The organism is Bradyrhizobium sp. Arg816, from assembly GCF_029989365.1.
GTDB lineage: Bacteria > Pseudomonadota > Alphaproteobacteria > Rhizobiales > Xanthobacteraceae > Bradyrhizobium.
In genome coordinates this window covers 397,074-410,127 of sequence record NZ_JAPRAQ010000002.1, presented here as the reverse complement: position 1 = coordinate 410,127, position 13,054 = coordinate 397,074, and the positions used below count along the sequence as shown (strand labels likewise).

The 13,054-nt window shown below is 62.0% G+C and carries 8 protein-coding genes; 3 read left to right on the top strand and 5 right to left on the bottom strand.

The window, feature by feature from the left end; genetic code table 11:
• Nucleotides 1–6 precede the first annotated feature (6 nt).
• The 5 genes from OWC48_RS06965 to OWC48_RS06945 are packed head-to-tail and all read right to left on the bottom strand — an operon-like array spanning nt 7 to nt 5,195.
• Nucleotides 7–1,317, bottom strand: a complete 1,311-nt coding sequence (locus tag OWC48_RS06965; RefSeq protein WP_282519302.1) for a DUF4255 domain-containing protein — start codon at nt 1,315–1,317, stop codon at nt 7–9.
• On the bottom strand, nt 1,314–2,135 hold the full coding sequence (locus tag OWC48_RS06960) for a hypothetical protein (RefSeq protein ID WP_282519301.1): 822 nt from the start codon (nt 2,133–2,135) through the stop codon (nt 1,314–1,316). Before OWC48_RS06960 ends, OWC48_RS06965 begins: the two co-directional genes overlap by 4 nt.
• On the bottom strand, nt 2,132–2,872 hold the full coding sequence (locus OWC48_RS06955) for a hypothetical protein (protein WP_282519300.1): 741 nt from the start codon (nt 2,870–2,872) through the stop codon (nt 2,132–2,134). Before OWC48_RS06955 ends, OWC48_RS06960 begins: the two co-directional genes overlap by 4 nt.
• Nucleotides 2,873–2,908: 36 nt before the next feature.
• The gene (locus OWC48_RS06950) at nt 2,909–3,439 is read right to left on the bottom strand and encodes a phage tail protein (protein WP_282519299.1); all 531 of its coding nucleotides are present in this window, start codon (nt 3,437–3,439) and stop codon (nt 2,909–2,911) included.
• Between the two features lie 31 nt (nt 3,440–3,470).
• Nucleotides 3,471–5,195: a phage tail sheath C-terminal domain-containing protein gene (locus tag OWC48_RS06945; RefSeq protein WP_282519298.1), complete on the bottom strand. Its 1,725-nt coding sequence runs from the start codon at nt 5,193–5,195 to the stop codon at nt 3,471–3,473.
• A 1,178-nt stretch (nt 5,196–6,373) separates the two neighbouring features.
• On the opposite strand from OWC48_RS06945, the gene OWC48_RS06940 reads away from it, so the two are divergent.
• From OWC48_RS06940 to dsr1, 3 genes are all read left to right on the top strand, one after another.
• Nucleotides 6,374–7,000, top strand: coding sequence for a recombinase family protein (locus OWC48_RS06940; RefSeq protein ID WP_282519297.1), 627 nt, complete (start codon nt 6,374–6,376; stop codon nt 6,998–7,000).
• Between the two features lie 179 nt (nt 7,001–7,179).
• Entirely contained in the window at nt 7,180–8,694 is a 1,515-nt protein-coding gene (locus OWC48_RS06935) for a hypothetical protein (RefSeq protein ID WP_282519296.1), read from the top strand.
• Nucleotides 8,695–9,074: 380 nt separating this feature from the next.
• Entirely contained in the window at nt 9,075–12,851 is a 3,777-nt protein-coding gene (gene dsr1, locus OWC48_RS06930; protein WP_282519295.1) for an anti-phage defense-associated sirtuin Dsr1, read from the top strand.
• The last annotated feature ends 203 nt before the right edge of the window (nt 12,852–13,054 follow it).

The following is a 13,054-nucleotide window of genomic DNA, read 5'->3' as shown; positions in this document are numbered from 1 at the left end:
CCGCCCTCATGCCACAGTCACCGTTTGCTGCGGATCGAAGTCGAGGGCAGGCGGCTGCCCGGTGATAGTGACCGGCAGGCTGTCGATCCCGTCGACCCGCAGGCGCACGACATAGGCTCCTGCCGCCACGGTGCGCTCGAAAGTAAGCGTCGTGGGCTCGGTCGTGTCCGCCGGGGTGTCGACGGTGAGCGGTGCGAGTTCCTGGTCGCCGAAGAGCAGCCGTACTCCGGGCTCCTGGATCGGCCGCAGCCGCGGTGTGCAGGTGACGGTGAGCTGTACGGTGCCGGCTGCGGCGTTCAAGGGATTCACGATGATGACAGGCGATATCGCCAGCGGCGCGCCGTTAGTAGTCCAGGCGGGCTGATTCGGACGCTCAACGCGTAGCGACGCGCTGTAGAGGCCCACGCCCCAGTCGCTCATCGCCGCGGCCGCTTCGGCCGGCTTCGGCAGATGGGCGATCAGATCGCCCGGCTTCGCGCCTGCTGTCACCGGCAGGGTCTCCTCGATCGCCAGCCGATCGCAGCTCAGCTTCAGGCCCGCGGCGCCGGAGAGGTTGGCGCCGGTGATCACCAGATCATCGCCGAGACGGGCGGCGGGCAACAGGTCCGAGAGCGCCGGGCGCACGCCGGCCAGTGTCGGAAAAGGCGCTGCGCCTGCCGTCGGGCCGCGGTCTTTGGCGCCGCGCTTTAGCACCGGCGGCGCGGACTTCACCGTTTCGATCGACTGAATCAGGACGACGGAGACCATGTAGGCCATCGACGGGCGGTAGCGAGCCTGCATCGACGTCCAGAGCTTCGAGAGGTCCTCGGAGGTCAGGTAGACCGGGCTGATCTTCAGGAGCTCAACCTGGTCGGCGAGGTCCAGCGCCGAGAGTTTGCCGAAGCGGGTGGGCAGGATGTCCCCATCCACCACCGGCGAAGGCGCGCCCAGCGCAGTGCGAAGCTGCGCACGCGATAGGATCGGATTCTCGTGTAGGAGCTGCATGGCGTAGCCCAGCAGCACCTCGGCGTTCAGGTCTTGCGAGCCGTAGGCTGTGAGCAGGTAGTGCAGATCGAGCGCCAGCGGCGGATTCGATATCCGTGTCCCGTCCGGCGCTCGCGACGGCAGGTTCATGTTGCGCCAGCCGCTGTTGGGCGTGACTTGGTAGAGGAAGACGTTGAGCTGGTTGTTTTCGGTCTCGCCGGTGGTGACGCGGTCCGGTGGCTGCGCGGTAACGCTGAAGCTGCCGATCGAGGAGAGGTCGTGGTCGAGCAGGCCATCGTCGAGAAGGTCCTTCAGCGAGGCGGTGACCGCGGCGATGGCTAGCGCGCTGCTCATCGCTCACCTCCGCGCCGGCCATCGAGATAGGCCTCCAAGCTGAGCCGCGGCCTAGCCGCGGCTTTGGCGGCGGCGCGCTTCTCGGGCGCAGGCGCGCGCACCTCCAAGCGGCCGATGCTCAACTGGACGAGAGGTGCTGCGGCGGGAGCGGGTGGGGCGGCCAGCGCCCGGGCGCGGGCGATCTGCGTCGCCGGCGTCGGACGGGCGGATGCTTGCAGCACCGCCTGCGGCCGGACCGGCGGGAGAGTAACGTGCGACGGCCGGGCTCCCTGGGGGGGAGCCTGGGGCAGTGCCGCTTTGGCATTTGTCTCGCGCGTCGTGTGGTGAACCTCGATGCGGCGCTCAACCTCGGTCCGTCGTTCCACAATCGGCGCAGGCGGCGGCGTCTGGCGGGCAGGCGGCGGTGCTTCTGCCGCGCGTGCACCGGCGGCTTGCGAGGCTGGGCGCTGAGGCGGAGCCAGCTCGGTGCGCGCCGGCACCAGCTGCGCGGCGCGGGCCGCAGCCGGAGGCGGCACGGGCATGACGCGGCGAGCCGCGGTCGCAGGCGGCGGCCGGTCGGGACCGCGCGCCTGCTCGAATCCATGCTCCGACCGTTCAATGACAGGCGTGGGGCTAGTTATGCGCGGCGCTGGCGGTGCGGCCGGCGCCGACATGGCGGCGAGCGAAGGCGCGGCCTCTGCGAATGTCTCGGCCTCGACGTTTTCGATCCGCGCAGATCCCCGCGGGCCGGTCGGCTCGAAGATGGCGCGTGGCCGGCGCTCCAACACCGGTGTGCTGAGCGTCGCGCGCTTGGCCAGGCGCTCGAACAGCCCGTTCATCGACGCACCATGTCGAGATAGATTTGCCGCCGGAGGGGGGGCATGGCCACGATGTCGCGTTCGGCCCAGCCATAAGCGCTTGCTAGCGCATGCACTTCCGCCAGCAACAGCTGCGCCCAGTCGTCCAGTTGGGCGCTGACGTGCTGGACAGGATCGAAGTCGATCTTCCAGTCGTACCCGCAGTCCTCGCAGGCGAGTGCCACGCGGATTTCGACGCCAGGGTCCTGAGCCTGCACCCCTTCGGCCAGATCCAGAAGCACGCCCTCCGGCAGGTCGGTAGCGGCCACCGGCCGCCCGTGAAGATAGGCTGTGAGGACGCAGCGATCGAGCAAGCGGTCGACGGCGTCCTTCGGATTGCGCGCGGAAGCCGCGACCAGCAGGTCGTCGCTGTTCGGCAAGCGGTAGTCCACCTCATAGCCGTGAGCGCTTAGCCGAAAGGCGGCGGGCTCAGCGGGCGGGGCGGGGGTGGGTAGGCCCACCTCCTCGGCACTGAAGCTGATTTCCAGCCGCTCACGACAGCGCGGGCAGTGGGTGACGGTGGCAAGCTCCGGTCCAAACAGGCTGTGGTGCAGGTCGAGCAACCAGGCGTCGCGCTGGCCGATCGGCACGCTCGCCCAGCCCTCGACACCGGCGCGCGGCCAAGCGGCGTCGAGCAGCGCCAACGCGCGGTGGATCGGATGCTCGCCGCAACTGGTCTCCCACACCTGCAGGAGGGTCTCCGTCTGCGGAACTGCCATCTCTTCCCCCGTAAGGCTAGTGCCTGCGGATGCGCGTTAGGAGGGATCGGTGAAGCTCGGCTCGGACGGCTCAGGCGTCTCGGGGTCGCGCTTCCAGCCTTCGTTCTCGAGCTTGATATGCTGAATGGCGACGGCGTTGGCGTTGGCGTCCAGATCGGGCAGGGCCTGGAATTCGGACACCCAGCAGCGATAGGCGTAGTAACGGATCGCGAGCTGGCCCGCCTCATTCAGCACCTCGATGATGATGTCCTTGCGGAAATCCTTTAGCGAAGACTCCGCCCCCAGGCCGGCCTGGAAGTCCCAGACCTTATTGGCCCACTGCTCGAAGTCCTTGTCGTGGGTTACGCCGCGCTCCAGCGTGATTGCTTCGAACTCGGTGCGGCCGGGGGACTTGCGGCTGCTAGAGGGATCGCCACCGTCGCGGTGTTTGACCACCTCGGTCGTGCGCTTGAACGCGCTGACCTTGCTTACGCCGGCGACGGGCATGTTGCTGCCGACGAACTTCACCAGGAACTTGAAGTTCTTGTATGGGTCGAACCGTTGCGCATTGACGGTGAATTGGGCCATAGCGGCTTCCCCTGATCCTGCAGATCTTGCGTCAGACTTCGACTTGGCCGGCGATCTGCTGGATCGTGATGATCACGAACTCAGCAGGCTTTAGCGGCGCAAAACCAACCACCACGTTGACGATGCCGAGATTGATGTCGTTCGGGGTCGTCGTTTCATCGTCGCACTTGATGAAGTAGGCGACACGGGGCGAGGCTCCTTGGAAGGCGCCCTTGCGGAACAGGTCGTGCATGAAAGCCCCGACGTTCAGGCGAATCTGCGCCCATAACGGCTCGTCGTTGGGCTCGAATACTACCCACTTCAAGCCGCGGTAGAGGCTCTCCTCGATGTAGAGGGCGGTGCGGCGCACGGGAATGTATTTGTATTCGTCTGCCAATTGATCGGCGCCTCGCAGCGTGCGCGCCCCCCAGACGACCCGTCCGCCCACTGGGAAGGCCCGTAAGCAGTTGACGCCCAGCGGGTTGAGCTCGCCGTTCTCCGGATCGGTGAGCGGTACGCTGAGCTGCGAGACACCGGTGAGCGTGGCGTCCAGCCCCGCGGGCGCCTTCCAGATTCCGCGGGCGGTGTCGGTCCGGGCGAAAACGCCGGCGATGGCGCCAACGGCCGAGGATATCTCGATCTGGTTGCCGCGCAGCGGGTTGGCCAGCTTCAAACGCGGGAAGAACAGAGCGGCATTGGCGCTTCGGGTGCCTACATAGTCCTGATCGGCGTCGGTGAATTGGGTGCGCGCCGTGTCCTTATTAATCCAGGGTTTCGGTGCGTCCAGCAACAGCATTGCCCGGCGCTGCTCACAGTAGGTCGCGGCCGCCGCCACCAGGTTCGGGTCGACGTCGATGGTGTCTACCGGTAAGTGGTAGGGCGGGATGCAGAGCAGGTTGAAGAGGTCTGCTTTCTCCAAGGCATAGAGGCCCTTTTTGTTGGCCAGGCCCTTGGTCGGCAGGAAGTCGGCCACGGTCAGCGCGAGGCCATCAGAGACCGCGGACAGTGCCGCCTTCAGGGCGTCGTCGCGAAGCTTCCTGGCGTCGGTCACCGCCTTCTTCTCGTTCGTGACGTCCCCGGACGGATCCGCGATCTGCTTGTCGTTGAGTGCCTTCACGGCGGCGGCAATAGCGTCCTCCAGCTTGCCGAGCGGGTCGGTGCCGACGGCGATCTTCGTCGCCGGATCGAGCTTACCGTCATAAGCGACGAGCTGTGATTCCGCGCTCAGGACCAGATCAACCCGACGCGGGCTGTCCTTGACGGTCAGATTGAGGTGCTTCTCCGACTGGCCGGTGCTGGTGTCGGTGACCGTCAGGTTGAACACATCGGCCTTGGTTACGCCCAGCAGGGTCGCGACCTCGTCGGTGACGCCGTCAACGTCGACCCTCGTCCGAAGTCTCACGCCCCAGATGCCCGGGCTTGAGGCGACGAATTTCAGCTCACCCACAGGCAGGGGCGCTGCAGCGGCGGGCGCCGGCACCGCCGGATTCGCATTTGGATCGCCGGGGTCGGCGTGGTAAAGCCGGACCACCAGGGCCTGGGCGCCGCCGTTCAGAAAGAAGTCACGTACCGAGAAGCCCAGCGTGCTGTTCAGCCACAGGCCGCCGAAGGTCGTTTCGAAATCGCCGAAGCTGTTGATCACGACCGGAATGTCCGTCGGCCCGCGCGCCGCGCTACCGACGAAGGCGGTGATGGAGGTCGCCACTCCCGTGATAGTGCGAACACCGCTGGGAAGCTCCTGCACATAGACGCCGGGATAAGTCGGAACCACGGGCATGTTGGGACCTCCGGTCAAGTTTCACATTGACTGGGGACGCACTGACGGGCTCGCCGAAGCTAGATCCTCATCGGCCGACCCGGCATCGCAATGCATCCCGAGCGCCTTATTTCGGTGACGTTGAGCCGGCCGCGTGTTGATCTAGATCAAGACAACCACAAGGCAATCAGTTCTTCAGGTTGAGATCCAGCGTGCGGATAATCAACATTCAGCCACTGAGGACATCTCACATTTGGCTGCTGCAATGGCGAAGGGAGATTTTTGACCTGCATCGAAGCGCGGGTCGGTTTGTCCACTTGTCGGAATGAGCCGCGACTCGCGGACCAGCGTTGTAAAGGCGCCGTCAGACCGCTGACCAGCGATTTGACTGGGCGTGATCTTGACCGGCCAGCCATCGGCTTGCGTTAGCATGCCGCATCGGAGAGGGCGAGGTACACCGCATAAAAGGCGTCGTAGGGACGGCGCATTATCAACCTTGGGCCTCGTAATGCGCGCGAGCTACTGCGCGTCGCGGGTGTGTCGCGGAGCTTAGAGCTTTCTGAGGTAATTGGATGATCTCGGCTTCTAATTTGTCGCGACCCGGTTGTCGCTCAAGATAGCCGTCGCTCGGATTGATGATCGAATGCGCATTCCCTCGTGAGTGAGGCGAGTAATCACCGGATATGTGACGTCACGACCGCGGATCGATTGGAAAACGATCCATTTTCGCTTTGCATTGCTCGTAATTATCTTGCCTATGTCCACGCCGGGGCGGCTTGCAGCTCTTTGCTGCGCTGCCAGTATCTTTTGTCCCACTTCGGCTTCGATTACCGCTGCTGAGCGGCTCGTTCCGCTGTTCGAAGTGATTGATACCTCGTCAAACATGGCAGAGTCGGTCGGAAGGACCTTCCGAGATTGATCGAGCGCCGCAAAGTTTTCTTGGACAAGCGGCGTTGCTTAGGCGTGCTACCGCGTAGGGCGCCAGCCTGCTCCTCACGGCGCCAACTATCGAACCGAGATCCCAATCGCAAGCTGGGTGATTTGCCAATACGGCACTTAAGCAAGCGCTTCGCTCAGTTTGGTTCACTTTGGGTCCGCCCCAATCAAACCGGACTTTTGATGGTTCAGTAATTGTGTTTGACGACTCAAAATGAACTAATGTCATATGAACCATCCTAACTGAACTATGGGGGTTCACGGTGTTCGTCAGGGCCTATCTCCGAGCATCCACCGACGATCAGGACGCCAACCGCGCCCGTGATCAGCTCAAGGCTTTCGCCGTCGAGCGCGGTCTTAAGGTCGCGGCGTGGTACGTCGAGAACGAGAGCGGCGCCAAGCTCGCGCGACCGGAGCTATTCCGTTTGCTCACCGATGCGCAGCCGGGTGATGTGCTTCTCGTCGAGCAGGTGGATCGGCTATCCCGACTTACACAAGGCGACTGGCAGCGGCTTAGAAACGAAATGGCGGCCCGTTCTGTTCGTGTCGTCGCTCTCGACCTGCCGACGTCGTGGATGATGGCGACGAGTAACACCGACGAGTTTACCTCGCGGATGTTTGAGGCGATCAACGGCATGATGCTCGACATGCTCGCCGCTATTGCCCGCAAGGACTACGATGATCGGCGACGTCGGCAGGCGCACGGACAGGCGAAGGCGAAGGCCGAGGGCAAGTACAAGGGCAGGAAGGAAGACACCGACCGCAATGCTGGCATCGCCGACATGCTCGCGAAGAACATGTCTTGGACCACAATCCAGAACGCTACCGGATGCAGCCGAGCGACGATCTTGAAGATCAAGAAGCGCGGGGAGAGCGCGGCGGCGTCATAGCGTCCCCCGGGGGGCCCCGGGGGGGAGCCGTACTTCCCCCGGCCACCTCAGTTCCCGGCGACGGCTTGAAATAAATCTAACCTCTGCCCGCGATGTCCTTGCATTCCATTTTCCAAAAAGTTTTCTGCGGAATTTTTCCAGGACTTCGAGAGGCAGTGAGATCATAACCCGAGGTAGCCGTGGCAGAAAACACTGAGCCCAAGCAGATCCTGGCGCACTTCACCGTTCAAGGAACGGACCATGCCGGCGCGCTCAACCTCGACGGCCCAAACACCAAGCTTGATATCTTTTCGGACGAGTTCCTTCACCTGCAGGACGATGAGATGAACTGCGTGCGAGGCGTGTCGAAGGAAGGGGTCAGCATCTCCGCCATCTATTGCGTGCCGCTCACCATATCAGGGAGTGCAAGCTATCACGGGAAGCACAAGCGCTACATGACGCTGCAGCCCAACTACGTGGTGCTGGGCGCGCATTATCTCGAACCCGAAGCCTGCGTGATTACATCGATCTCGTTTACGTTTACCGAGGCTAACCATCTCTTCTACGAGCTTGGCACCTTCGGCCACATCATTGGCGAGCACCGGCTCTCCTTTGGCCAGCTGCGCGAGATCCTGCGGGGGGTAAAACGCGCGCCTAAGCATCGGCGCCGGGGTGGCCACCTTGAGCTCTATTATCAGTGGGATCGCGGACCGATCATCGAAGCGTCTTGCAACGTCGGGACTATCACCATTTGGAACGCGACGAGCGAACGCTTCCCATCGTCGGATGGCCTTGAGCTTCGAAATCGCGCCAGGGTCACCTGTAGCTTCACTACACCTCTCAATCTTGAGGCTGCCCTGCGCCTGGTCTGGCAAATCATGTCGCTCTTCGAACTCGTGACGCAATCCTGTCAGAACGTCGAAGACGTCACACTCGAACACAAGGACGCGGAGGAACACACCCAACTGCGGTTACACCTTATTCACCGCGAGCCCGAGAAAGTACAGAGCGTCATCCCAACAGACGCTCTCGTGAACGGCGGGCTGCATGAGGACGAATTCAAGAAGGTCCTAACGCAATGGATGGATACGGCCGAGCCGCGCCGTGCCGCGCGCCAGCGTTTCATCGAGGGCTTTCGCAGCAACCACCGCTACAGGACAGAGCGCCTTATCGGCGCGGCTAACGCATTCGATCTACTGCCCGCCTCGGACTTTACAAAACAAGGCGCGCTTCCCGAGGAGGTCGAGGGGTTGCTGACGAGCTTCGAAAGCCAGGTGAAAGCGGCCTCGAAGACAAGCGGGACCGTGAACGAATATCGGGAGCGGATTCTGAATAATCTTGGCCTCGTTCGCGGCCTCAATCTACGCAACAAGGTGCTGCAGCGCTGGGCCACGGTCCCGTCCTGTATCGCAACCCGTCTTCCCGCGATGCCGGAAGCCATCGCGCACAGCATTCGCGCGCGAAACTTCTTCGTTCACGGGAGTCCACTTCCCATGGCGACTGAGTCAGTCTACGAGCTTTCGTCCTCTTTCACCGACACGCTCGAATTTATCTTTGGGGTTTCCGAGCTGTCGGAATGCGGCTGGGATACGGATCGCTGGAATAAAGAACACTACTCGCTCAGCCGGTACAAATGGTATATCAGCAACTTTCCAGAATATATGAAGCGGGTTGACACCGCCGTCGCGAAGAGCAAAACGACGGCCGCATCCTAACGGCGAGGGGTGACGTGCGGGTCGGCATTCGCGCTAGAATGGCTGGAACCGATTCGCGACGGCGCTGCAAATGCCATTGGATCATTACGTTTCTCAAGTCCACTTACGAAATCTCTACTCACCGGTCCTCCAGAACCGGATGCATACGATTCGGAAATCGGATCTCAATATTTGGTGTCCGCAGCTTGCATTGCGAGCGGCCTTTGTCTGCAGGGATGAGGGCTCACCGAACCGCCTGCAATTTGAGCGATGACGCGAGAATGACTGCGACATACCGGTGGCGAGTCGTGAGCTTGCTCGCACCCTGGTTTCCTCTCGGCCAGCAGAACGCGCTTGCGCTACCCGCGATACGCCAACGGGCGCTTGCTGGGATACGCTGAATGGCGCAATTCATCAGCCATGGCCCCGACATTCCCGAGCGATTGCTGCAGGTGCATGAGGATGGACGCGTTGTTTTCTTTTGCGGCGCAGGAATCTCTTACCCGGCTCGCCTGCCTGGTTTGGGCGGCTTGGTGGACAGGCTCTATTCGGCTTTGGCTATTAAACCCAGCGCGGTCCAGCAATCCGCTATCAAGACCGGGCAGTTCGACACCGCTATCGGCCTGCTTGAGGCCGAAATTGTTGGTGGCCGCGAAACCGTGCGTCGCGCACTGGCCGGCATTCTGAAGCCCAACCTCAGCGCTCCAAATGCGACGGCGACCCACGAGGCCTTGCTGACCTTGGGCAAAAGCCGCAAGGGCCTTACACGGATCATCACCACCAACTTCGATCGCCTTTTCGAGGAGGTGCTTGCCGCGAAGTCTCTATCGATCGAGCGTTTCCAGGCTCCACTACTTCCGGTGCCGAAGAACCGCTGGGATGGCTTGGTCTACCTGCATGGACTCCTCACCGGCGCACCGACAGCAGGTGAGCTGGATCGTCTCGTTGTCTCAAGCGGTGACTTTGGCCTAGCCTACCTTACCGAACGTTGGGCTGCACGTTTTGTCAGCGAATTGTTTCGCAACTATACCGTATGTTTCATCGGTTACAGCATCAATGACCCGGTGCTGCGCTACATGATGGACGCGTTGGCCGCTGACCGTCTGCTCGGCGAGTCGTGGCCGGAAATGTTCGCGTTCGGCAGCTACGCCAAAGGCAAGGAGGACGAGCGCGCTAACGAATGGCGGGCGAAGAACGTTACGCCAGTCCTCTACCGCGAACACAACCGTCACGCCTATCTGCACAAGACCCTTCGCGCCTGGGCTGACACCTATCGCGACGGTGTGCGCGGCAAGGAGCGGATCGTCGTCGAGTCCGCTATGGCGCGCCCCTTGGCGAGCACTCAGCAAGACGACTTCGTCGGCCGTTTGCTGTGGGCGTTGAGCGATCCAGGCGGCCTGCCTGCCATGCGCTTTGCCGATTTAGATCCGGTGCCATCGCTTGATTGGCTGGAGCCCTTGAGCGAAGACCGCTATCACCACGCGGACCTAGGCCGCTTCGGGGTCCCGCCGATGGCGTCGGTAGACAGAAATCTCGCATTCAGTCTGATCCACAGGCCATCGCCGTATCCACTGGCACCCTCCATGGCGATCGTCGATGCAGGCTCCCGCGCCAGTCGTTGGGACGAAGTGATGCGGCACTTGGCGCGCTGGTTGATTCGTCATCTCAACGACCCGAAACTTTTGTTGTGGCTAGTCAAACGCGGGGGGCAGCTGCACGATGGTCTGGCTAGCCAGATTGACCGCCGACTGAGCGAGCTGGCCAAACTCGAACTCGATGGCAGCACGACCGAGCTGACGCGCATCCGTGAAAGCGCGCCCAACGCGATCCCTGGTCCGCTGATGCGCACGCTGTGGTCGTTATTGCTCTCTAGGCGTGTCAAATCATGGGTGCGCGCCATCGACCTTTATCGCTGCATCGAGCGTTTCAAACGCGATGGGCTGACCGCTACCTTTAGGCTGGAGATACGAGAGGCGCTGACGCCACACGTATCTCTGCGCGAACCGTTCCGTTGGCCAGCCGAAGATGGTGAGAGCCACGAGCCGGAGCGCATCGACGAGTTGGTTGGATGGGAGATCGTACTGGTGACGGATCACGTGCATTCCATGCTGCGCGATCTGTCCAAGAATGGGCGCTGGGTGGCCGCACTACCGGAGCTGCTTTCCGATTTCAGTACTTTGTTGCGCGATGCGCTCGATCTCATGCGAGAGCTCGGCGGCGCGGAGGACAGGAGCGATCGCTCCTACATTAGTCAACCTTCGATCAGTGAGCACCCGCAGAACCGAGACTCCACCGATTGGACCGCATTGATCGATCTAACGCGGGACGCCTGGCTGGCGACGGCAGCTCAATCGCCAGAGCGGGCATCGCTGATGGCAGAGTCCTGGTGGCATTTACCTTATCCGCTGTTCCGTCGCCTCGCGTTCTTCGCAGCCGCGCAGGGTACCGTGCTAGATCATCGCCGCGCGCTCGACTGGCTATTGTCGGATGAGCAATGGTGGCTGTGGTCGGTGGAAACCCAACGGGAAGCCATTCGCTTACTGGCTGCACTGGCACCGCAACTCGATAAGGCGATGCAGGTAGAGCTTGAGCGAGCCATCCTCGCCGGACCTCCTCGAGCCATGTTTAAGGACGACATTGAGCCAGAGCGCTGGGCCCGGATTGTGGATCGGGAGATTTGGCGGCGACTGGCAAATGTCGCTGAGACTGGCGCGGTCTTGGGTGTGAAAAGTCAGGAACGGTTGGCCGCCCTTGTTGCACAGTATCCAGAGTGGGAGCTAGCGGCGGATCACCGCGATGATTTTCCATTCTGGACGGGCGATGGCGACGAGCTGCGCAAGTTCGTCGCCACACCGCGTCGTCGCCGTGATCTGATCGAATGGCTAAGGCAGCAACCGGGCACGGATCACTGGCAGGAAGACGACTGGCGGCAGCGCTGCAGCGACGACTTCGCTACCACCGCTTGTGCCTTGTGCGCGTTGGCTAAGGAAGGGGTGTGGCCGGCTGATCGATGGCGCGAAGCCCTGCAGGCGTGGTCAGAGGAAAAGCTTCTCAAGCGCTCTTGGCGCTATATGGCGCCGGTCTTAGCTGAGGCACCCAACCAGGTACTGCAAGACCTCGTCCACAGTGTCAGTTGGTGGTTGCAAACTATCGCCAAGACCTTCGAAGGTCAGGAAGCACGCTTTTTCAGCCTCGCGGACCGCATCCTTGCGCTCGATTATCAGGACGACGTCAATAGCGGCGAGCCTGTCACGCGCGCCATCAATCACCCGGTGGGGCTTGTAACGGAAGCGCTACTGCGCTGGTGGTATCGACGCTCGCTGAAGGATGGGCAAGGCTTGTCTGAAGAAATCAAGCCCATCTTTACTGGACTTTGCGACGTGCGGGTGGATAGGTTTCGGCATGGTCGGGTCGTGCTGGCAGCTCATGTCATCGCACTATTCCGCGTGGACAGGCAGTGGGCGACGCAATGCCTCTTGCCGCTTTTCGACTGGCAACGCTCTGAGGCTGAAGCGCGCGCGGTCTGGGAGGGCTTTCTGTGGTCCCCGCGTCTGTACCGCCCTTTGATGGAAGTGCTTAAGCCTGCCTTCCTCGATACTGCGCACCATTATGCGACGTTGGGCGAGCACCGCAGTCAATACGCATCGCTGCTGACATTCGCCGCCCTCGACCGTGGGGACACGTTCACCGTCGCAGAACTGGCTGGCGCCACCCATGCGCTGCCACCGGATGGCCTGCATGAGACAGCACAGACGCTGGCGAGAGCGCTGGAGGGGGCGGGCGAACAGCGTGCTGACTATTGGACCAACCGGATTACCCCGTATCTCCACGCCATCTGGCCCAAGACCCGAGACAACGGTTCGCCTGCCATTGCCGAGAGCCTTGGCCGCTTGTGTGTTGCAGCACAGGATAGGTTTCCAGATGCATTAGCGCTGCTCGGCGCGTGGCTGCAATCGGTGGCTCACCCTGATTTCTTGGTGCATCTCCTTCATCAAGCCGATCTGTGCGGCAAGTTTCCGGATCAGGCGCTCGAATTTTTGCACCGGGTGATTGGCGACGAAGTGTTGTGGTCTCCCAGTGAGCTTGGTGCATGTTTGAAGACGATTGAAACAGCGTCCCCGGAGTTAACTGCAGATCCACGCTTCCAACGGTTGTCGCCGATCGCGCGTCGGCGGTAACGGCGCCTTGTGGCATCGGTAGCGGATTTTTAAGCGCGCTTGATGCCCTGTCGATCAACGACTGATTGCCCCGGTAAACGCTCACCGCCACGCTCTTCGCTCGCTGGGAGCGCTTCGCGGAACTCAATAATGCATGGATCATGAGCTTGGTTGGTCTCGATCCCCGGGGACTTTGACGTACTGCTTGAATGCCTCCCGGGCTC